The organism is Micromonospora siamensis (assembly GCF_900090305.1).
Classification (GTDB): Bacteria; Actinomycetota; Actinomycetes; order Mycobacteriales; family Micromonosporaceae; genus Micromonospora; species Micromonospora siamensis.
This window is the reverse complement of the sequence record NZ_LT607751.1, coordinates 2,230,067-2,251,045: the sequence shown is the minus strand read 5'-3', so window position 1 is coordinate 2,251,045 and position 20,979 is coordinate 2,230,067. Positions and strand designations below refer to the sequence as shown.

The following is a 20,979-nucleotide window of genomic DNA, read 5'->3' as shown; positions in this document are numbered from 1 at the left end:
TACGGTTCAACGCAATTTCGCCGCCGGCAGAGCCCGTGGCTCAGGTCTGGGCGACCCGGCGGACGATGCCGAGCAGCGCGTCCTGCACGTCGGCGATCGGCCGGTCCGGCTGGAACACCAGCCAGTCGACGGCCACCACCAGACCCACCCCGAACAGCGCCGACGAGGCGGTCGGCACGTCCAGGTCGGCGGGCAGGTCACCGCTGGCCACCCCGGCCCGGACGGTCTCGGCGATCACCTCGATGGCCTCGCCGCGCAGCAGCCGCAGCGTCTGCTGCCACTCCCGGTTGGTCCGCCACATCTCCGAGAGCAGCAACTGGGCGAAGGCCCGGTAGCGACGGATGTACTCCAGCTCGGCGCGGACCAGCGCGGCCAGCGCCTCGCGGGGCGGCAGGCCGTCGACGGCGGCCCGGAACTCGGCGGTGAGCAGCCCGATGCCGTGCCGGAGCAGCTCCTCGAAGAGGACGGTCTTGGACTCGAAGTTGTAGTAGACCGTCCCCTTCGCCACCCCGGCCCGGGCCGCGATGTCCTCCACGGTGGTGGCGGAGAAGCCCTGCTCGGCGATGAGCTGCACGGCCGCCTCGAAGAGGCGTTGCCGGGTGTCCTCCCGCCGCCGTGACCGTCCGTCCGCCACCGAACCTCCCCGTCCCACCGCCCGGCCGGCGCGGCCGGCGCCGCACCGGTGCGTCGCCGCCCGGGTCATCAGCATCCTCACATGGTCAGTTCGGGGTGCAGCTTCGACGGGGTGAGCCGCCGGGACCGGCGGGTCGCCGCGACGGTCAGCGCGAGCGCCCCGAGGCCGAAGCCGGCGAGCACGAGCGCGCCGGTGAGCACCGGGCCGGTGGGGCCGCCGTTGATGGTGTGCCGCAGGCCGGCGACCACGTAGCTCATCGGCAGCCACGGGTGGATGGCCTGGAAGAAGCCGGGCGAGGTCTGCACCGGGTAGGTGCCGCCGGAGGAGGTCAGCTGGAGCATCAGCAGGGCCAGCGCGGCGAGCCGCCCGGCCGGGCCGAGCTGGGCGCCGAGCCACTGCATGATCGCGGTGAACGCCAGCGACACCAGCGCGAGCAGTCCGAGGGTGGCCGCCGGGCGGACCGGGTCCAGGCCGAGGACCTGGGTGACCACCACGAAGAGCACCCCGGCCTGGGCCAGGCCGATGGCCGCGGCGGGCAGCCAGCCGGCGAGCGCGACCCGCCAGCCGGCCGCGCCGGACATCACGTGCCGCCGGTTGACCGGCCGCAGCAGCATGTACGTGATCATCGCGCCGACCCAGAGCGCCAGCCCGAGGAAGTACGGGGCGAAGCCGACCCCGTACGAGGCGGCGGGGTGGTGCGCCTGCCGGTCCAGGGCGACCGGGTCGCCGAGCACGTCGGAGCGGGTGCCCGCGTCGTCGTACCCGGGGATCTTCTTCTCCCCGGCGGCGAGCCCGTCGGCGAGGTCGCCGGCGCCACCCTCCAGCTTGCTCAGCCCGCCGACCAGCTGCTGCTGGGCGCCGGTGAGCCGGTTCAGCCCGCTGTCCAGTTCGCGGGCGCCGGTGGCGAGCCGGAAGAGCCCGCCGCGCAGCTGCTCGGCGCCGGTGGCGGCGTCGCCGAGCCCGTCGCGGAGCTGGGCGCTGCCGTCGGCGAGGGTGTTCAGGCCGGCGGCGAGTTGGTCGACCTTGGCCCGGGCGGCGGCCACGTCGTCGGCGAGGTGCGGCGCGGCGGCGGCGATCTCCCGGGCGGTGGCGGCCACCTCGTTCATCCGGCTCTTCAGTCCGGCCAGGTCGGCGCCGTCCAGGCCGGTCACCACCTTCTGGGCCGCGGTGGCCGCCTCGTCGGCGGCCTGCCGGGCGGCGACGACGTCGGGGTCGTCGGCGAGTTCCGGGTGGGCGGCGACCAGCGCGGCCAGCCGGTCGCGGACCTGCTGCGCGTCGGTGGCGGCCTGCCGGGCGGTCTGCGGCAGCGCGTCGATGTTGTCGGCGAGCGCCTGGGCGCCGGTGGCGACGGCGGTTGCGGCGCGCTGGATCTCCTCGGCGTTGTCCCGCAGCACCGGCTCGATCCGGTTCGCCGCCGAGTCGACCTTCTTGGCGGCGGCGCTGGTCTCGGTGGCCGCCCGGGCGGTGCCGTCGGCGATCTTCGCCGCCCCGGTACGCAGCTGCCCGATGCCGTCGGCCAGTTCGTCGGCGCCCTTGGCGGCGCTGCCCAGCCCGGCGGCGAGCTGCCCGGCGCCCTGTTCGGACTGGTCGATCCCGCCGGCGATCTTCCCGGCCCCGGACCCGGCGTCACCCAGCCCGTGTTGGATCTGCCCGGCGCCGTCGGCGGCCTTGCCGGTCTCGGCCTTGAGGTCGGTGAAGCCGATCAGCATCTTCTCGAAGTACGACGCGGAGGCGCTCTCCCCGGCGGCGGCCCGGATCTCGGCGAACGCGGAGCGGGCGAGCAGCCCGGACAGGTAGTTGGTGGCGTCGTCGTTGACCACCTTGAGTTCGCCCCGGTGGGCGGCCCGCTCCGGTTCGGGGCCGGCGGCGAGGCTGGCGGAGAAGTCTGCCGGGATCTCGAAGACCAGGTGGTAGCGGCCGTCGCGCAGACCGACCTGGGCGTCCCGCTCGTCGGTGACCGTCCAGCCGAAGACCTTGCGGTCCAGCAGTTCGTCGGCGAGGTCCTGGCCGGCGTGCACGACGCTGCCGTCGCTCGCCTCGGCGGGCCGGTCGGCGACGACCATCGCCACCGGGATCCGGTTGAGGTTCCCGTAGGGATCCCAGAAGGCGTAGAGGTAGAGGGCGCCGTAGAGCAGCGGGACGATGGTGAGCACGGCCAGCGCCGCGCGCGGCAGCCGGCCCCGGGTCATCCGGCGCAGCTCGAAGCGGGCGAGGCGGAAGACGCTCATCGGGTGACCTCCGCGGGGGTGCGGGCCGGGGTGGGCCGGGGCAGGATCAGGGTGGGGCGGGCGGGGACGTCCGCCGGGTCGGCGAGGCGGTGTTCGATCGCCGGGCTGCCGGGTTCGACGGCGCGGGCGCTGGCCACGACGGCGTACCCCTGTTCGGCGAGGCGGGCCATCGCGGCCCAGAGCCAGGCCCGTTCGGGGGCGTCGGAGCCGCTGTCCACGTCGTCGGCGACGATCAGCTTGGGCCCGCTGAGGGTGGCGAGGACCAGGCCGAGCACCTGGCGTTGCAGCGGGGTGAGGTCGCGGCCGCGGGTGTCCGGGTCGAAGGGGACGTCGCCGGTGAAGCCGGCGCCGGAGATGGCGGTGGCGAAGGCGTCGCGCCGGTAGGCGCGCCGGGCGCGGACCGCGGCGACGGGGACGAGTTGCCGGCGGCGGCGGGGCACCGGGCCGAGCAGCAGCAGCCGTTCCTGGATGTGCTCGCCGACGGTGAGCGCCGGGTCGGGTTCGTGCACCCCGGCCACCTGGCCGAGCGCTGCCGGCCCGTGCCGGACGACCCGACCCTCCCCGACCGGGAACCGGCCGGCCAGGGCGAGCAGCAGGGAGGTACGCCCGCTGCCGGGTGGCCCGGTGATCGCGTGCAGCTCGCCCTCGGCGGCGCTGAGGTCGACGTCCCGGAACACCCAGCCCCGGCGGGTACGCAGTCCCAGCCCGCTGGCCTCCACGACGACGCTCATCACTCCCCTAACTAAACTGACCGGTCAGTACAAAAACATGACCAGCATAGTCCCCGGTGTCCCGTTCACCTCAAGCCGGACGCACGTGACCCACCCCACCCGGGCGGGACGCCTCAGAACAGGACGGTGGCCAGGGTGCCGACCGGGCGGAAGCCGCAGCGGGCGTAGACCCGGCGGGCCGGCAGGTTGAAGTCGTTGACGTAGAGGCTGACCGTCGGGGCGACCCGGATCAGCGCGTCGCGGACCACGGCCGCCATCGCCGCGGTGGCGATGCCGCGCCCGCGCCACTCCGGCGCCACCCACACCCCCTGGATCTGCGCGGTGCGCCGGGTCACCACCGCCAGCTCCGCCTTGAAGACCACCTTGCCGTCGACGAACCGGGCGTACGCCCGACCGGCGCGGACCAGGTCGGTGACCCGCCGCCGGTAGCCCCGCCCACCGTCCTCGGCCAGCGGCGAGACGCCGACCTCCTCGGTGTACATGGCCACCGCCGCCGGGAAGAGCCGGTCCACCTCGTGCGGGCGGACCGGCCGCACCTGCGGGTCGGCGGGCAGCTCGGGAAGCCGGTCGACGGCCAGCAGCGGCTGGTTGGCGCGTACGTCCCGGGCCGGCCCCCAGTGCCCGCGCAGCCGGTCCCAGAGGCCGAGCACGGCGTCGGCCCGGCCGACGATGGAGGAGCAGAGCCGCTCCTCTGAGGCCAGCAGGTCGGCGTACGCGTCGACGGCCGGCTCGGAGGCCAGCACCGGGGTGAGGTTGCCACCCAGCCAGCAGATCGACTCCAGGTTGCGCCGGTTGCCGTACCCCAGGATCCGGCCCTCGGACCGCCACCAGGCCAGCCCGCGCGCGGCGACCCGCTCGGCGACCTGCGCGCCCGCGTACGGGTCGCGGTCGAGCAGCCGCTCGACCGCGCGGCGCTCCGACTCCCCGAGTTGCCGTACCGGCACCGTCAGCACGGCTACCAGCCTGCCAGACCAGCCGACCGCCCGGCGGCCGGACCCGGCGACAGCCCCGGCGTACCGTGCCCGCGTACGCGAAAGGCGGCCTCCCCGACGGGAAGGCCGCCCTTACGGCAACGCGGGCGTCAGTGCACGGTGACGGTGGCGCCGGGGACGAGGTCGCGCAGCTCCTCGGGGATCTCCGCGCCCATCTCGTCGGCCAGCCGCAGCGCCTCCTCGATCAGCGTCTCCACGATCTGCCCCTCGGGCACGGTCTTGATGACCTGCCCCTTGACGAAGATCTGGCCCTTGCCGTTGCCGGAGGCGACACCCAGGTCGGCCTCGCGGGCCTCGCCGGGGCCGTTCACCACGCAGCCCATGACGGCGACGCGCAGCGGCACCGGCAGCCCCTCCAGGCCGGCGGTGACCTCCTCGGCGAGCTTGTAGACGTCGACCTGTGCCCGTCCGCAGGACGGGCAGGAGACGATCTCCAGGCCTCGCTCGCGCAGGCCCAGCGACTCGAGGATCTGGTTGCCGACCTTGATCTCCTCGACCGGCGGGGCCGACAGCGACACCCGGATGGTGTCGCCGATCCCCTCGGCGAGCAGCGCGCCGAAGGCGACCGCCGACTTGATGGTGCCCTGGAAGGCCGGGCCGGCCTCGGTGACGCCCAGGTGCAGCGGGTAGTCGCACTGCGCGGCGAGCTGCCGGTACGCCCGGATCATCACCACCGGGTCGTTGTGCTTGACGGAGATCTTGATGTCCCGGAAGCCGTGCTCCTCGAAGAGCGAGCACTCCCAGAGCGCCGACTCGACGAGCGCCTCGGCGGTGGCCTTGCCGTACTTGGCGAGCAGCCGCTTGTCCAGCGAGCCGGCGTTGACGCCGATCCGGATCGGCACGCCCGCGTCGCCGGCCGCCTTGGCGATCTCCTTGACCTTGTCGTCGAACTGGCGGATGTTGCCCGGGTTGACCCGGACGGCCGCGCAGCCGGCGTCGATCGCGGCGAAGACGTACTTCGGCTGGAAGTGGATGTCGGCGATCACCGGGATCTGCGACTTGCGGGCGATCGCCGGCAGCGCCTCCACGTCGTCCTGCGACGGCACGGCGACCCGGACGATCTGGCAGCCGGAGGCGGTCAGCTCGGCGATCTGCTGGAGGGTGGCGTTGACGTCGGAGGTGAGGGTGGTGGTCATCGACTGCACCGACACGGGTGCTCCGCCACCGACCGGCACCGAGCCGACCATGATCTGGCGGCTGGCGCGGCGCGGGGCCAGCGGCGGGGGCGGTACGGCCGGCATACCGAGACTGATCGAGGTCACTTCAGGCACTCACCTTGAGAAGAGCGTGATCGGGTTGATGACGTCCGCGGTGATGGTCAGCAGCGTGAACGCGCCACCGATCAGGATCACCGCGTACGTCAGGGGCATGAGCTTGAGGTAGTCGACGCGGCCGGGGTCGCGGCGGCCGATCTTCGCATAGAGCCAGGAGCGGGCCCGCTCGAACCAGGCGATGGCGATGTGGCCGCCGTCCAGCGGCAGCAGGGGCAGCAGGTTGAAAACGCCGATGAAGAAGTTCAGCGACACGAACAACATGAAGAAGAGGTACCAGGCGTTGTTCTCCACCGCCTCGCCGCCGAGCCGGCTGGCGCCGACCACGCTGATCGGGGTGTCGACGTCCCGCTCGCCGCCGGTGATGGCGGTCCACAGGGCGGGCACCTTCTGCGGGATGCGCTTCATCGCCTCGTACGTGCCCACGGCCATCTGGCCGGTGTAGTCGGCGGTCGCCCCGAACGCGCCGACCGGGCCGTAACTGACCCGGGCGGGGGTGCTGAACTGGAGGCCGACGCCGAGCGCGGCGACCGGACCGACGGTGCCCTTCGGGTCGTCCAGCGGCGGGCGCTGGGTCTGCGCCAGCACGGTGCTGGTGGTGCCGGGCTGGCCGTCGCGGACGTACCCGATCTCGGCGCGGTCGCCGGGCTTGACTGCCCGCAGCGCGGTGAGCAGGTCGCCGTAGTTGGCGATCGGCTTTCCGTTGAGCGAGGTGATCCGGTCGCCGTCGCGCAGCTTGGCCTGGGCGGCCGGGCTCGCCGGGTCGCCGGCCTGGCAGGCCCGGGCGGCGGCCTCGGGGACCACGCACGGGGCCAGGCCGATCACCGCCGGCTCCTGGCGGGCCTGGGCGTCGGTGGAGGGGAACTTCGGGTTGGGCAGGCCGACCGAGACCGCCATGATCCAGAGGGCGATCAGGGCGAGGGCGAAGTGGGTGATCGAGCCGGCGGACATCACGATCGTCCGCTTCCAGACCGGGTAGCGCCACATCGCGCGCGGCTCGTCGGCCGGGTCGACGTCGTCGTCCTGCGGCGTCATCCCGACGATCTTGCAGAAGCCGCCGAGCGGGACGCCCTTGACGCCGTACTCGGTCTCGCCCCGCTGGGTCGACCAGAGGGTCGGGCCGAAGCCGACGAAGTATTTCGTGACCTTCATCCCGAAGGCCTTGGCGGTGGCCATGTGCCCCGCCTCGTGCAGGCTCACCGAGATGAGGATCGCGAGGGCGAAGAGCACCACCCCGAGCAGGTACGCCATCAAGCTCCTTCCACCGAACCCGCGATGATCTCCTGCGCGTGCGCGCGCGCCCACGACTCGGCGGCGAGCACGTCCTCGACGGTACCTGGTTCGGTGAAGTCGGGAGCGTCCTCCAGCACCCGCGCGAGGGTGTCGACGATGCCGAGGAACGGCAGCCGCCCGGCGACGAACGCCGCGACGCACTCCTCGTTGGCGGCGTTGTAGATCGCCGGCCGGCAGCGCCCCGCCTCGCCGGCCGCCTTCGCCAGCGCCACGGCCGGGAACGCCGCGTCGTCCAGCGGCGCGAACTCCCAGGTGTGCGCCTTCGTCCAGTCGACCGCGGCGGCGGCGTCACCGACCCGGTCCGGCCAGCCGAGGCCCAGCGCGATGGGCAGCCGCATGTCCGGCGGGCTGGCCTGGGCGATCGTGGAACCGTCGACGAACTCGACCATCGAGTGGATCACCGACTGCGGGTGCACCATCACCTGGATGTCGGCGTAGGGCACGTCGAACAGCTCGTGCGCCTCGATCACCTCGAGCGCCTTGTTGACCATGGTGGCTGAGTTGATCGTGACGACCGGCCCCATGTTCCAGGTCGGGTGGGCCAGCGCCTGCTCTCGCGTGACCTCGGTCAGCTCGTCGCGCCGCTTGCCGCGGAACGGCCCGCCGCTGGCGGTGACGATCAGCCGGCGTACCTCCGCCCGGGTGCCGCCGCGCAGGCACTGGGCCAGCGCGGAGTGCTCGGAGTCCACCGGGACGATCTGCCCCGGCCGCGTCACCGCGGCCTTGACCAGCGGGCCGCCGGCCACCAGCGACTCCTTGTTGGCCAACGCGAGGGTACGACCAGCACCCAGCGCGGCCAGCGTGGGAGCGAGGCCCAGCGAGCCGACCACCCCGTTGAGGACCACGTCGCAGGGCCACTGCGCCAGCTCGGTCATGGCGTCCGGGCCGGCCACGATCTTGGGGATCTTGAAGTCGCCGGTGGCGTACCCCCGGCGGCTGGCCTCGGCGTAGAACGCCAGCTGGAGGTCCTGGGCGGCGGAGGCCTTGGCGACGCCGACCGCCTCGACGCCCAACTCCAGGGCCTGCGCGGCGAGCAGCTCCACGTTGCCGCCGCCGGCGCCGAGCGCGACCACCCGGAACCGGTCGGGGTTGCGCCGGACGATGTCGATGGCCTGGGTACCGATCGAGCCGGTCGAGCCGAGCAGCACGAGGTCTCGGGGAGATGTCACGGGGTCATTCTGCCCCGGCGGTGCTGTGCGCCCGCTGGGAGCCTCAGCCCTCGCCGTCCGCCTGCTCCCCGTCCCGCTCCTCGGCCTGGTCCTCGGTCGCCTCCTCGTCGAGCAGGTCGGCCGGGTCGACGGAGAAGGCGAAGGGCTGGTGCATCACGAAGGTAGTGCCAGCGGCGGCCGCCGACACCGGCTGGTACTCCCCCTCGACCAGCTCGTAGAGCGCGAGTGCGGGGATCCGGTTGCGCAGATCGACACGAAGGAAGAAGGGCACACCGGCGGCGGCGTACTCCCGGGGTCGGTCGATGACGTCCTTGCGCCGGTTGCCCGGCGAGACGATCTCCGCCAGGAGAACGGCATCGGCGATGTCGACGGCAGGCCGGCCGCCGCCGGACGACCGCAGGACGCTGATGTCCGGGATGAAGAGTTCCTTCCCGGAGACCACGTTGATCTCGGGATACACCCAGAGCCCGGCCCGGCGGGCGGCTCGGTGCAGGAGGTAGGGCAGTTCACGCTCGACCGACTGGTGGTCGATTCCGGCATGTGGTGTCACGATCACGCTTCCGCTCAGGACCTCGACCTTGGGACCGTTGGTCTCCGGCAACAGGTCGAGGGCGAGCTGGGCGGTCCACGGCTCGTCGCGCCAGCGCAGCACGTCGAACGACGGCTCGGTCGGCTCGGGCATCTGCTCCGGCGCCGGCTCGGGCGCGTATGCGGCCTGGGCCATCAGGCTCACCCCCTCAGCGGAAGATCCTGCCGCCGACCAGCCTAGTCGCGCTGCCCCGCGGACGGCCGGATCGCACCGGGTGTCCGTCGGGAGCCGGGGGTGGGTTCACGAGGCCAGGCGTTGGGCCGGGTGGCGGGCCGGACGGGCGGGTCCGACGCCGTCGTCGGACCGGTTGATCTCCGACCAGACGGTGTCGAGGGAGAGGCCGAGGACGTCGGCGATCGCGGCGATGGTGGGGAACGCGGGGGTGGCCACCCGACCGGACTCGATCTTTCGCAGGGTCTCTGGCGACACGCCGGCCTCCAGCGCGGTGAGCAGCATCGAACGCTCCCCCCGGGCGCGCCGCAGGAGGGCGCCGAGGCGCTGCCCGCGTTCGACCTCCGCGGGGGTGAGTGGCAACCTGACCATGGCCCGTATTCTAGTACCGGGATAGTATGGCCGGGATACTTATTGGTCGTGAGTGAGGCGCCGCGTGATCGAGATCCTGAACCCCACCCAGCTGCTGCGCGCGAGGGACACCGGCACCCTGGTCGCCAGGATGCTCCAGACCTTGAAGAGCCGCGTCACGGTGGGCACGAACCTGCTGGACATCGACCGGTGGACCCGCGACATGATCACCGAGGCCGGGGCGGCGTCCTGCTACGTCGACTACGAGCCGTCGTTCGGGCGCGGGCCGTTCGGCCACTACATCTGCACGTCGGTCAACGACGCGGTGCTGCACGGCCTGCCGCACGACTACCAGCTCGTCGACGGTGACCTGCTCTCCCTCGACCTGGCTGTCAACCTGGGCGGAGTCGTCGCCGACTCGGCCATCAGCTTCATCGTGGGCGACAGGCACCCGCCGGAGAGCGTCGCGCTGATCGAGGCGACGCAGCGTGCCCTGCACGCCGGTATCGCCGCGGCTGGTCCTGGCGTGCCGATCGGCGACATCTCCCACGCCATCGGCACGGTGCTGCGCGAGGCGGGGTACTCGGTGAACACCGAGTTCGGCGGTCACGGGGTCGGCTCGACTATGCATCAGGACCCGCATGTGTCGAACACCGGTCGAGCGGGCCGGGGCTACCGGCTGCGTCCGGGGCTGCTGCTGGCCCTGGAACCGTGGGTGATGGCGGACACCGCCGAGTTGGTCACCGACGCCGACGGCTGGACGCTGCGCAGCGTGACCGGCTGCCGGACGGCGCACAGCGAGCACACCATCGCCATCACCGACGACGGAGCCGAGATCCTCACCCTGCCCGCGTAACCGCCTCGGTTGGGCCGCCCGGTGGCGGCCGGCTCCGGATCTTGGACACTTTCGGTTCGTGGTGAACGGAAAGTGTCCAAGGTCCGCGACATCCTGCGCGCTCGGCGGCCGGGGCCGCCATGTCGGCGTTCAGGACAAACGGGACTCACGCGGCTTCCGGATGCCTGGACGAACACAGGTCTGCCAGGAACTCATCAAGTTCCTCGTCCGACTCGATGAGATGTGGGCAGCTCAGGTCACCGACCGAGTCGACCGGTCCGACGCCCTGCCGCCGCGCCAACTCAGCTGCCGGCACATGCCCGGACGTCGCCCACTCAGACTCGGTGTCCATAACAGAGGCGGCCAGTGGTTCCGGGTCAGTGGGGTCCGGCGAGGCGGCCGGTGGCGGCGGCGTGGGCGAAGGCCGTCCAGGCGCCGGGCGGGAAGGTGAGCGCCGGGCCGCGGCGGTCCTTGCTGTCTCGTACGCCGACCACGCCGGGCAGGTTGGTGGCCACCTCGACGCAGGTGGCACCGCCGTTGTCGCTGCGGGTTGACTTGCGCCAGACCGCGCCGGTCAGGTCCATGACTTCGCCAACTCCCGGATCAGCTCCCGGGAGGCCCGGCGGGGCAACGCCTCGCCCCGCAGGCTCTCCCACCTGTGTTGAAGGCTATCAACGTCGTCCGGCCGGTCCGTGACGTGCGCTCTCAACGGTGTATCCAGGTGGGCCACCTCGCCGCCCTCGGGGGTGCGAGCCAGGATGAACGCGCCAGCCAAGCCGGCGTGCATGCCGGCGTCGGCGGGGACCACGTGCAGCGTGACGTGCGGCTGCTCGGTAAGTCGGAGCAGGTGCTCGAACTGCTCCACCATCACCGCCGGCTCCCCCACCGCCCGGCGTAGCACCGCCTCGTCGATCACCGCCACGAACTCGGGCGGTGTCTCCCGGCGCAACACCGCCTGGCGCTCCATCCGCGAGGTGATCCGCTGCTCCACCTCGGTCTCCCGCAGCATCCGCCCGCCGCGCAGCACCGCCCGGGCATATGCCTCGGTCTGCAACAGGCCGGGGAACAGTGACGGCTCGAACCAGCGGATAAGGGTGGCTTCCCGTTCCACGCTGATCCACTCCCTGAACCAGGGTGGCGCAGCGTCGGCGCGGACCAGGGCGAGCAGCCGCTCGAAGAGACCGCCAGCAGTCAGGGCGGCGTCGGCCCGGGCGATGAAGTCCTGCGACGGGGTGCGGTGGCCGATCTCCACCATCCCCACCAGCGACGAGGAGTAGCTGATCCGCTGGGCCAACTCCTCCTGGCTCAGCCCGGCCTCCTTGCGCGCCCGGCGCAGCTCCGCGCCCAGGAACTCCAGCGTCGACATCGCCGCACCGCCCATCACACCTCCACCACAGCCCACCCGCCGGTCACCACAGCCGCGCCACGGGGTCGCATCCCACCGGCACAGGCGGCAGTGAGGGCCCGCGGCACCTTCCGACCGTAGTCACGTCCACAGCAGAGTGTGACCAGGAGCGGCGAGGGGAGCAAGCCGATGGACCACCGTTTTCCGCATCTCGGGGAGGTGGTGACCGTGCCCGAGGCGGACTACTGCTACGGCGCCGGGCCGCTGCGGCTGCGGCTCACCGAGGAGCCGGTCGGGCTGGACCATCCCCGGATCGAGTGGGTGGAGCTGACCGGCGTTGAGCTGCGACCCGACGGCGCCGAGGCGGGCGGTGGGCGTACCCGCAGAGCGCTGGTGCGGGTCGCGGCGCTGCGACGGGGCGCGGCGGGTGAGCCGCGGTGAGCGTGTCCCGGGCCGAGCTGCGGCGGCACGTCGCCGCGCGGCCGGTCTGGCTGTGCCGGGCGTGCGGCGCGCCGTGGCCGTGCCAGCCGGCGAAGCTCGGGCTGCGGGCGGAGTACGCCGGGGACCGGGTGGGGTTGGCGGTGTATCTGTGCGGGCTGCTGCACGAGGCGGTGGCGGACCGGTTGCGGCTACGGCCCGACGAGGTGGATCCGGCGGAGTTCTTTACCCGGTTCATCGGCTGGACGCGCCCAGTACGGGTAGGCCCCCCGCAGTAGCAAAAGCCACCACGGGGGGCGCGGACCGATCAGGCGCCGTTTGCCGCAGGCGGATCGAGTCGTTCGGCTGCCACGCCCGAGGCCAAGCACGCCAACGCCGAATCCACCTGTCCTAAGCGAAACAGCCGAGCGGAGAGGTAGTACAGGACGGCCTCATCATCGATGGCGAGGAAGAACTCCCCCTGACCCAGTTCCCCCACAGGAAAAAAGCGCCGGCCGAATACCTCAGAGAACTCGGCGAACCGCTCCTCCTCCCCCACTGCGAGCTCCGGGTCGAACTCAAACGGCACACGCGCGCAGCTGACCCCAGGACCGCTGACTTCCACCCTGATCCCACCAAACTCCTGAAGGAATCGCGTCGCCGCGGCATGCCAGCTGAATTCCCGCATGCTGATTTGCCACGCGCCGAGGTCGATTCGGCGCTGCGGGAACCAGCCGGCCTGCCGAAGGACGGCCTCCACCTCTGGAGAGAAACGGGACATCTACTTTTTGAAATCGATCTCGAAGTGCCGAACCAGTACCTGACAGCTCGGGCATGGTCCGATCAGCACCTTGAAGTTCGCATTCGTCCTCGCCCGTCCCAGCGTTGCGGCGGCCGTGGCACCGGTTGGATCGAGTCCGGAGTCCAGTGCTTCTGTAAGGCACTGCACGAGACCACAGCCTCCGTGATTGTTGCCGCGGTTAGCAGCCGGGATCGAGTCTAGGACAGCCTGCACGTCAGGGTGCACCCGTCGGTTACCTGCCCCGCCGTCGCTGTGGGCAACGATGGGATCGTGGCCGGGGACTTGGAGGGCTTCGATCACATTCGGACGCTGGGACTTCGTCTTGTCGGCGACGGCTTCCGCCTCCGCCTCGACTGCGTCGACCACGCCGCAGTTGTGCACCAGCAGCGGCGCCGAGCCAGCCAACACGTAGTACGTGTGGATGTTCGCGACCGTCAAGTTGTGCACAGTCGCTCGCGGCGTGGTCCATCGCTCGATCGCCGCGACCTGGACGAACGTCCCGGCGCTGGTTCGCAGCCATTCCCCGGCCCGCAGATCGGTGGCATCGACCCACGCGTTCAACTCCGGCACCCAGAACGGATGACCATCGGTCGCGGTGACCGAAGCCGTCCGTGCACCCTGCTCACCATCGGTGTCGACAGTGACCTTCACCAGATGCTTGACGCCGTCACCCTTGATCGCCGCAGAAACCTTCTCCGCCTTGGTGCGTCCCGTCTCGGGATCGGTAACCAGGACCTTGTCGCCCGGCTTCACATCCTCGATCGACTTGGTGGAACCGTCCGCCATCAGAACCTTGGTGCCGGGAACGAAGCTGTTACTGATGGGGCAGGATTCACCACTCGCCTTGCCGGCGTTGCCGCTGGCGCTGGAGCCACCCTTGCCCCGAGCCGTGCCACCGGAGGCGCCACCCGGCTTGGAGTTTCCCTTGCCGCCACCGCCAGAACCCTTGCCGCCCCCCGAGGAGGCAGCCGACGAGCCCCTCGGATTCGCCTTGGCCTGGGCCTGTTTGTGGACCGGGTTGCCCGTTTTCTTCGTCTGGTTGACGACCCTGTCGCTGGTCCTTTTAGCCTTCTCGGCCGCCTTCTTCGCCGCAGCCTGCGCGGCCTTCTTCGCCCGCTCCATGGCCAGCTTTTTGGCCGTGAGCGCCGCCGCCTCCGCGGCACGAGCGGCCGCTAGGACCGCCTGCGCCGCCTTCTTCGCCTTGAAGAACGCCTGGATTGCCTCGATCGTCCGGTTGACGGCCTTAATCACGCCCGGGATCTTGCCGAGCTTGGCCCACGGGATCGCCCCGATGATCAGGCTGCCACAGGACCACATGTCACCGCCGAAGCAGTTGATCGCGTCGGTGATGCCGATGAAGTCCTTCAGCATCGACCAGGCGGTCTCCAGGATCACGGACGTCAGCGAGCGGCCCATGGTGGACTGCGCCTGGGCAACCTGCGCGGCGGACAGTCCCGCACCGGCCAGCGCCGACGCCATCTCCGAGGCGTTCAGGGACACCGACAGGCCCGACGGGTCCGACAGGGTCACCGGGTTGTTGTGGGCGTAGGCGTAGCCGTTGGACTGGAGTGGGTCCGTCAGGTCCAGCACCGGGTCGGCGGAGATGAATCGCCCGACCACGGGGTCGTACAGTCGCGCGCCGAGCGGGGTGTAGCCGGAGGCGTCATCGCGGTTGGCGCCGAGGAAGCCGGCGTTGGTCTGCATGTTGCTCGCGAGCTTGTCCGCGCCCCGCTGGTTGCCGAACGGGTCCTGCTTGCGGATCCGGACCGGCATCGAGCCATAGAGCCCGATCTCTGCGTAAGGGCTGCCCTGGTGGTCACCCGCGAGGGCGACCAGGGCCGAAGCGCTGGTGCCGTGCGAATAGCGGAGGACGGCACCACCAGGAGCGGCGTAGGTCCGCTGGCTGTTGACCAGCGTTCCACCCTTCTGCACCACCACCTGGGACTCACCCAGGTCCAGCGTGGCCTGCCGGCCCTGGACCGTCAGCAGGCGGTTGCCACCGGGCCCGTAGATGTGGCGGGTCTCGTTCTGCGCCTCCCACTGCTGCGCCGCGGCGGCGCTGTCACAGGCCGCCAGCACCAGCGGAGTGCCGCTGGCGGTGTTGGCGTCCTTGACCGCGAGGCACAGGCCCGAGTCCGTGTGCTTGAGCTGGCCGGTGGAGTTGCGCTCCAGGATCTGGCCGGTTGAGCCGTCGCACTTCTGGATCCGGAAGGCCGAACCGGCCGTGTTGGCCGCCGGCTGGACGCACCAGTTGTCGACGATCGACAGGGTGCCCAGGTTCGCGTTGGCCTGGTTCGGGGCCGGGGTGAAGTTCCACTTCTGCGCGATCGTGCCGTTGCACGAGTACAGCTGGATGGGCTGGCTCGCCACCGCCGTACCGGCGCTGAGGTCGATGCACTTGTTCCCCAGGCCGACGTATGCCGTCTTCCCCTTGCCGCCCTGTCCGACGACGCGCTCGACCTGACCGTCGTAGGTCCAGGAGAGCGTCTGCTGGTCGCCGTTCTGAACGGACGTGACGGACTTCGTCTCACCGGTCAACTCGTAGAGCCGCTCGGCAGCCGCGGTGACGGCCGCACCCGCCGGGGTGACGTAGTTCTTCGTCACCTTCGTCAGAGTCCGCGGCTGGCTGCCGTCCGCCTTGCCGTAGTCGTAGGTGGTGGTGGCGTCCTTGGCGGTGCTGCCGGTGAGGTCCTTCTCCACCAGCTTCTTGCGGTTGCCGAGCAGGTCGTACTCGTACTCCTGCCAGTAGCCCGCGCCGTCGGTGCCGGCCGTCACGGTGGTAGCGGTCGGATCCGCCTGGCACGACGCCTGGTCCTTGGCCGTCCAGGCCGTGGCCAGCTGGCCGAGCGTGTCGTACCGGAAGCACTGCCGCTCCTCAATGCCGAGCGAGCGCTCGCGGATCGAGGTGACGTTGCCGGCGCTGTCGTACCAGTAGGAGCGGTGGGAGACCAGGTTGGCGCCGACGAGCGACTTGTCGCCGGTCTGCTCCCGGTAGACCTGCTGGTCGGTGAGGGCACCGCTCGCGTCGTCGTAGGTCGCCATCGTCCACACCCGGTAGGGCTGCGCGCCGAGGGTCGATCGCAGCACCTGCCCGTACGGCGAGTAGACCGTCTCCGCGCCGTACCAGTCCTTGCCGGAGACCGAGAGCGGCAGGCCGTCCTTGGTGTAGCGGACCAGGATCTTCTCGGAGGGGAGGCTGCCGACGGACGGCAGGCTGACCGACTCGGAGAGGCCGGTGTCCGTATACGTGTAGTCGTAGGTGTAGGAGGTCCGCAGGCCCCACGTGTCGGCGATGGACTGCGGCAGCGTGAGCGTGGTCGACGTCGGCTGGTAGTCGGTGGTGTAGCCGCCGACCGTCTGCGTGTACGCCAGGCCGTCGGTGTACCGGGTGGCGGTGGCGGGAAGGCCCTTGCCACCCGCGGCCGTGTCGTAGGTGTACTCGGAGAGCACCGCCCCGGTGCTGCCGCCCAGCCGCTGCTGGACCGGGCGGGACAGTTGGTCGTAGCCGTTCCAGACGGTGACACCACGGGCGTTGGTGGCCGTCAACTGCCGGTCGCGGTGGTCGTAGGTGAACCGGGTGGTCCCGCTGTCCGGGTCGGTGGCGGTCTCCACTCGACCACGCTGGTCGTACGTCCACGTCCACGGGTGGGTCGGATCGGCGGAGTGGGTCGCCTGGGCCATCTGACCACGCGCGTCGTACTGGTAGCGCATGGTGGTGAACTCGCTGCGGCCAGCGTTGGTGAAGGTGTCCAGCCGGTTGGTCCGGCCCAGAGCGTCGCTGTACATCCGGTAGGACGAGGCCCCCGCCGGGTTGATCACCGAGGAGGAGTCGGCGCCATAGGTGTAGTTGGTGGCCCGGGACGGTTGGTCCACGCCGCGCAGGACCGGCATCTCCTGGGTGACCCGGCCGAGGCCGTCATAGGTGTAGCGGGTGGCGTTCGGGATCGCCGTGTCGGCCAGCGGCGTGAAGATCGTGCCGACCGGACCGCCCTCGGCGAAGTAGGCGTTGTTGGTCTGCCACACCTCACCGGAGCTGTTGTAGAGCGTGTCGGTGATCAGGCGGCCGCCGCCGGTGGCCTCCTCCTGGGACTGCCGCTCCCGGCCCAGGCCGTCGTAGAGGGTTACCGAGGTCTGGATCTTGTTGTCGTGCCCACGGCTGAAGGTGGTGACGTACGGCGGCTTGCCGACGGGAGTGGCGTACTCCGCCTTGAAGTCCGGCACTGCCGTGGCCGACGGAGTGCGACCCGCGCCCCAGGCCTCGACGAGGCGGCCCAGCGGGTCGTACCTGCCCTCGCTGACCCGGTTGTTGGCGTCGGTGGTCTTGACCGCGGTCCCCCGGCCCGGTTCAAGCTCCTGGACCTGCTGGTGGCCGAGCGAGTTCTGCTCGGTGATGGTGAAGGTCTGGCCGATGGACGGGGTGTAGGTGATCGTGGAGGACTTGCCGTCCGGGTCGGTGGCGGAGGTGACCCGACCGACGGCGTCGAAGCTGGTGGTGCCGCCGGGCTGGAAGCCCGAGCCGTCACCCTTCAGCGACCAGGTCTGGGTGGCGAGGCCACGGGTGGTGGCACCCAGGGCGGTGCCGTAGGCCAGGCTGTCGTAAGCCACCCGGTTCGCCGCACTTAGCGTGGTCAGGTTGTCGAAGGTGGCCGCGGCGCAGGTCGTCGGACTGGTACGAGACTGCAGCGTGAGACCGATCATGTTCTTGTCGGTCCGGTGCACGTACTCGTTGAAGGTGCAGGACTCGTCGCCGGTCTTGCCGGTGTCGCCGAGCGACTCCACGTACGTCGGCAGCCCGTACGTCGACTCGAACGTCGTCTTGGTCTCGACCGCGCGCAGCGTCCGGGTGTCGTCGCCGGTGCCCGAGGACTTCGTCCAGGACACCGTGCGCGGCTCGGTGACCCGCCACGCCTCCAGCGGGCTCAGCCCGTCGTCGCGGGTGCGGCTGGCCAGCAGCTGCGCCGCCGGGTAGGTGACGCTGCGGGTGAGCCAGTTGGTGTCGGCGTCGGTGGCCTCGCTGTAGGTCAGCTCCTCGGCGACCCGGCCGGCGAACGGCTCCTTGTCCTTGGCGATCTCGGCACCGGTGATGTCGTTGACCGGCACCGTGTCGCCCATGCCGCGGAAGTAGCGGGTGACCGCCTTGGTGCGCTTGCTGTTGAACGCGGGGTCGTCGGCGCCGGTGAGGACGGTGGTCTGCGCGAAGCCGGCGAACTGCGACCAGGTCCGGGTGGACTTCTTGGTGAACTCCTGCTCGGCGAGCTTCCAACCCGGAGTGGCGTAGTCGTAGTGCGTCACGGTGGGCTGCGTGCCGTCGATCGCGGGGAGCTCCTCGACGGTGTCCACCACGTACTTGTGGAACCAGTCGATCTCCTCGGCCTCCGGGTCCGGGTGCCAGAAGGAGGGGTAGCAGAGCCGGGTGTTGGACCTCAGCTGGGCGGTGTCGGCCTTGGTGGGCAGGCCGGTGCCGGTGGCGCAGTCACCGACCGGCGCCTTGTAGGTGATGACCGTCTCGCCGCCGTACTCGTTGATGACGCGGGCGATGCGCAGGCGGGAGAAGCCGGGCCGGTTGTCGTTCTTGACCCGGTTGGGCATGTCCTCGGCGTTGGCCTCGAAGCGCACCGGGTTGAGGGTGACCTTCGCGTCCGTGGTGCCGTTACGGCCGTAGCCGGTGCGGGTGATCGACTCCAGCCAGAGGGCGGTGTTCGGACCGGTCCGCAGCACCGGGAACGACTGCTTGAGCTGGTACTCGTCGACCACCTGGCGGGCGGTGGTGTCGGTGCGCCGCTGGGCCGACGTGCTGATCATGTCGAGCCGCTTGCGGGTGAAGAAGGACGGGCCCGCGTTCCAGCACTTCACCGTGTTGCTGCCCGGGCCGCAGCGCAGGTCGGCCGGGGTGTCGTACCAGATCCGGTACTTGCCCGGGTCCTTGGCGGTGAAGTTCTCCTCGCTGCAGGTGAGGGTGCCCTCGGTGAAGCAGCGCTCCGCCGTGATGAAGCGGACGCGGGCCGGCGCCTCGGCCGAGAAGATGCTGTCCTTGCGCTGGCCGTAGTCGATCCGGGTCAGGTAGCCACCGCGGTCGTACTCCACCGGCGCCTTGAAGTTGAAGTCGCGGGCGTAGTAGTTCTTCTCCTTGCCCCACCACAGGCTCATGGCGTTGCCGTGGACGTCCTCGACGTAGTCCAGGCCCCAGCGCCAGGCCTGGGTGCAGACGGACGCCTTCCAGGCGTCGGTGCCACCGGACTTGTAGCAGGTCTCGGCGACCGGACCGTCGTCCAGGTGGTTCCCGTAGACCGGGACGGTGAGCACGGAGTTGGTCTCCGGGTCGTCGGCGGCGGTGCCGTTGTCCGACCAGCCCGGCAGGCGATTGAGGCCGAAGTGGTACTTCGTCCCGTCCCGGGTGGTGATCACCCAGTACTCGCCGTCGGCGTCGCCGTTGCCCTTGCTGGTGTCCTTGCGGCGCTCCACCTTGGAGCCGTCACCGTTGGCGGTGAACCAGGAGCCCTTCGCCTCGTCCCAGACCAGCTCGGTGGTCATGCCGCCGAGCGACAGGGTGGCGTTCTGCGAACCCCAGCACAGGTCGGCGGTGCGGTGGTCCTTGTTGTTCGAGCCGGTCTTCTTGGAGTCCTGGCGGCAGTTGGCGTAGCTGCGGGTGATCTCACCGGCGTTGTAGTCCCAGCCGTCACCGATCCAGGAGGCCTGGTTGTTGGTGGCGGAGGTACGCCCGTCGGCGGACTGCGAGGAGTAGCCCAGGGCCACCTTCGGCATCAGGCCGCCGGCGGTCTCCGGCACCTGCACCTGGTAGGAGTAGGTGAACGCGCCGGAGGAGGCGCCCGCCGCCCAGGAGCCCGAGGAGAGCAGCGGGGTGGCGGTGTAGTCACCGGAGGCGGAGGCGCCGGTGTCGAGCACGCCGACGACGTTCGGCTCGGTGGAGGTGGCGGCAAGCGACCGGGCACCCGCCCCGGTCGAGAGCAGCGGAGCCACCGGCACGCTGGTGGTGATCACCCGGCGGGTGGACGGCTCACCGGCGGCAGCGATGCCGAAACCGGCGGTGGCGGCGGGGACCAGCTCGACGTCGCTGGCGAGCGTCTGCGCCGGCGCGGCCGGCGGGGCGGTCTCCGGGGCGCACTCGCCGGTGTCCGGGCTGTCGTAGACGCAGCTGGGCAGCAGCACGGCGCCGAACCGGTCGGCGGCCTGCGGGCCGTACAGGTCGACGAAGGGGGTGCTGTCGACGCTGAGCGCGACCTGGGCGGCCGGGTCGGCGGTGTCCGGCGGCGTGATCTTCATGATCAGGCCGGAGACGCCGGCGTCCTGGGACGCGGTCGGGGCGGCCAGGTCGACGGTCCAGGTACCGGCGAGCGTCGCCGGGTCGGTGCCGGCCGGCACGCCGAGCGCGACCGGCAGGTCGTCGACCGGCACGGTGTCGCCGGCGGCGACGCCGGTCAGGTCCACCACGCCGGTGTCCTGCTGCCACGGGGTGACGGCCGTCGGAGCGTACGGCTCCACCGGGACCTCGTCGGCCGTGGTCAGGTTCTTCTCGGCGGAGTCGTCCTCGCCGACCAGCTCGCTCTGCGGGATGTCCGGCAGGTCGAGGTTGGTCTCCTCGCGCGCCATGCCGGCACCGGGGACGGCCCACGCCTGCGCGGGCAGCATCGTCGCGACGAGCGTCGTGGACAGGGCAAGCATCGTGGCCGTCCGGGCCCGACGCCACCGGGGATGACCGGGTCCCGTCGGGGTCCGGCGGCCCTGCCACCGCCGAGACAGCAAACCGATAGCACGCATACGCGTCGACTCCCACCCAGGCGCAATAACGAAAGAGAAGGCGCGGAAAACCCGCGAAGAGGCATGCGCCAGGTGCGGCACGTGCGTGAGCACTGTGCGTCAGTACGCCCCCGCGCTCAAGGCCGATAGAGGCCGTTGACCTGGGCAACAAGTGATGCCGGTCACAAATGGTTTAGGTCGACAAGGCGGCGAAGATCAACAAGAGCCGCAATCCGCCTCCAATCACGGCATGTCGCTTTTGGAGGGTCCCCAAATCCAGACAGAGTCCCGGAATCTGAGCGCCAGCCGTGTAACTCCTTAAAGGAGGGTAACGAATTCATAACGTTCACGGGGTAGCCGAACGGCTGGGTCGCCGTGCGATCGTGTGCCCGCGTT

At 71.0% G+C, this 20,979-nt stretch carries 16 protein-coding genes; 3 read left to right on the top strand and 13 right to left on the bottom strand.

Annotated elements, in window-relative coordinates; genetic code table 11:
• Positions 1–40: 40 nt before the first annotated feature.
• From GA0074704_RS10375 to GA0074704_RS10335, 9 genes are all read right to left on the bottom strand, one after another.
• Positions 41–634, bottom strand: a complete 594-nt coding sequence (locus GA0074704_RS10375; protein WP_231926809.1) for a TetR/AcrR family transcriptional regulator — start codon at positions 632–634, stop codon at positions 41–43.
• Between the two features lie 77 nt (positions 635–711).
• A complete protein-coding gene (locus tag GA0074704_RS10370; protein WP_088970307.1) occupies positions 712–2,862 on the bottom strand; it encodes a YhgE/Pip domain-containing protein in 2,151 nt (716 codons plus the stop codon).
• Positions 2,859–3,593 (bottom strand): ATP-binding cassette domain-containing protein, encoded by a 735-nt coding sequence (locus GA0074704_RS10365; protein WP_088970306.1) that lies wholly within the window; start codon positions 3,591–3,593, stop codon positions 2,859–2,861. The genes GA0074704_RS10370 and GA0074704_RS10365 overlap by 4 nt, the downstream gene beginning before the upstream one ends.
• A gap of 113 nt (positions 3,594–3,706) precedes the next feature.
• Positions 3,707–4,546, bottom strand: a complete 840-nt coding sequence (locus GA0074704_RS10360) for a GNAT family N-acetyltransferase (protein WP_088970305.1) — start codon at positions 4,544–4,546, stop codon at positions 3,707–3,709.
• A 128-nt stretch (positions 4,547–4,674) separates the two neighbouring features.
• Entirely contained in the window at positions 4,675–5,847 is a 1,173-nt protein-coding gene (gene ispG, locus GA0074704_RS10355; protein WP_088970304.1) for a flavodoxin-dependent (E)-4-hydroxy-3-methylbut-2-enyl-diphosphate synthase, read from the bottom strand.
• A gap of 9 nt (positions 5,848–5,856) precedes the next feature.
• Positions 5,857–7,107, bottom strand: a complete 1,251-nt coding sequence (locus GA0074704_RS10350) for a M50 family metallopeptidase (protein ID WP_088970303.1) — start codon at positions 7,105–7,107, stop codon at positions 5,857–5,859.
• The gene (gene dxr / locus GA0074704_RS10345) at positions 7,107–8,318 is read right to left on the bottom strand and encodes a 1-deoxy-D-xylulose-5-phosphate reductoisomerase (protein WP_088970302.1); all 1,212 of its coding nucleotides are present in this window, start codon (positions 8,316–8,318) and stop codon (positions 7,107–7,109) included. Before dxr ends, GA0074704_RS10350 begins: the two co-directional genes overlap by 1 nt.
• 43 nt (positions 8,319–8,361) lie before the next feature.
• Positions 8,362–9,042, bottom strand: a complete 681-nt coding sequence (locus GA0074704_RS10340; protein ID WP_157743639.1) for a Uma2 family endonuclease — start codon at positions 9,040–9,042, stop codon at positions 8,362–8,364.
• Positions 9,043–9,147: 105 nt separating this feature from the next.
• The gene (locus GA0074704_RS10335) at positions 9,148–9,450 is read right to left on the bottom strand and encodes a helix-turn-helix transcriptional regulator (protein ID WP_088970300.1); all 303 of its coding nucleotides are present in this window, start codon (positions 9,448–9,450) and stop codon (positions 9,148–9,150) included.
• 64 nt (positions 9,451–9,514) lie between these two features.
• Here GA0074704_RS10335 and map point away from each other — a divergent pair, with 64 nt between their 5' ends.
• Entirely contained in the window at positions 9,515–10,285 is a 771-nt protein-coding gene (map, locus tag GA0074704_RS10330; RefSeq protein ID WP_088970299.1) for a type I methionyl aminopeptidase, read from the top strand.
• Positions 10,286–10,641: 356 nt separating this feature from the next.
• Here the strand turns inward: map and GA0074704_RS10320 are convergent, their stop codons facing one another.
• Positions 10,642–10,848 carry a DUF397 domain-containing protein gene (locus GA0074704_RS10320; protein WP_088970297.1) on the bottom strand — a complete coding sequence of 69 codons (207 nt, stop codon included), beginning with the start codon at positions 10,846–10,848 and terminating at the stop codon, positions 10,642–10,644.
• Complete coding sequence (locus GA0074704_RS10315; protein ID WP_231926808.1) at positions 10,839–11,630, bottom strand: helix-turn-helix domain-containing protein; 792 nt, start codon at positions 11,628–11,630, stop codon at positions 10,839–10,841. Before GA0074704_RS10315 ends, GA0074704_RS10320 begins: the two co-directional genes overlap by 10 nt.
• Before the next feature lie 168 nt (positions 11,631–11,798).
• Between GA0074704_RS10315 and GA0074704_RS10310 the strand changes: the two genes are divergently transcribed.
• Positions 11,799–12,050 carry a hypothetical protein gene (locus GA0074704_RS10310; protein ID WP_157743638.1) on the top strand — a complete coding sequence of 84 codons (252 nt, stop codon included), beginning with the start codon at positions 11,799–11,801 and terminating at the stop codon, positions 12,048–12,050.
• Positions 12,047–12,325 (top strand): hypothetical protein, encoded by a 279-nt coding sequence (locus GA0074704_RS10305; protein ID WP_231926807.1) that lies wholly within the window; start codon positions 12,047–12,049, stop codon positions 12,323–12,325. Before GA0074704_RS10310 ends, GA0074704_RS10305 begins: the two co-directional genes overlap by 4 nt.
• 29 nt (positions 12,326–12,354) lie before the next feature.
• On the opposite strand, the gene GA0074704_RS10300 is transcribed toward GA0074704_RS10305, so the two are convergent.
• Together GA0074704_RS10300 and GA0074704_RS10295 are read right to left on the bottom strand one after the other, a co-directional pair.
• Positions 12,355–12,807 (bottom strand): SUKH-3 domain-containing protein, encoded by a 453-nt coding sequence (locus GA0074704_RS10300; RefSeq protein WP_088970294.1) that lies wholly within the window; start codon positions 12,805–12,807, stop codon positions 12,355–12,357.
• Complete coding sequence (locus GA0074704_RS10295) at positions 12,808–20,604, bottom strand: ricin-type beta-trefoil lectin domain protein (RefSeq protein ID WP_088970293.1); 7,797 nt, start codon at positions 20,602–20,604, stop codon at positions 12,808–12,810. It lies immediately after the preceding gene.
• Positions 20,605–20,979: the final 375 nt, after the last annotated feature.

Bases quoted from the DNA above. Each gene is read 5' to 3' on its own strand.
- GA0074704_RS10315 (WP_231926808.1), bottom strand. From the start codon at position 11,630: ATGTCGACGCTGGAGTTCCTGGGCGCGGAGCTGCGCCGGGCGCGCAAG.
- GA0074704_RS10365 (WP_088970306.1), bottom strand. From the start codon at position 3,593: ATGAGCGTCGTCGTGGAGGCCAGCGGGCTGGGACTGCGTACCCGCCGG.
- GA0074704_RS10335 (WP_088970300.1), bottom strand. From the start codon at position 9,450: ATGGTCAGGTTGCCACTCACCCCCGCGGAGGTCGAACGCGGGCAGCGC.
- GA0074704_RS10340 (WP_157743639.1), bottom strand. From the start codon at position 9,042: ATGGCCCAGGCCGCATACGCGCCCGAGCCGGCGCCGGAGCAGATGCCC.
- GA0074704_RS10320 (WP_088970297.1), bottom strand. From the start codon at position 10,848: ATGGACCTGACCGGCGCGGTCTGGCGCAAGTCAACCCGCAGCGACAAC.
- GA0074704_RS10370 (WP_088970307.1), bottom strand. From the start codon at position 2,862: ATGAGCGTCTTCCGCCTCGCCCGCTTCGAGCTGCGCCGGATGACCCGG.
- GA0074704_RS10295 (WP_088970293.1), bottom strand. From the start codon at position 20,604: ATGCGTGCTATCGGTTTGCTGTCTCGGCGGTGGCAGGGCCGCCGGACC.
- GA0074704_RS10350 (WP_088970303.1), bottom strand. From the start codon at position 7,107: ATGGCGTACCTGCTCGGGGTGGTGCTCTTCGCCCTCGCGATCCTCATC.
- GA0074704_RS10310 (WP_157743638.1), top strand. From the start codon at position 11,799: ATGGACCACCGTTTTCCGCATCTCGGGGAGGTGGTGACCGTGCCCGAG.
- GA0074704_RS10300 (WP_088970294.1), bottom strand. From the start codon at position 12,807: ATGTCCCGTTTCTCTCCAGAGGTGGAGGCCGTCCTTCGGCAGGCCGGC.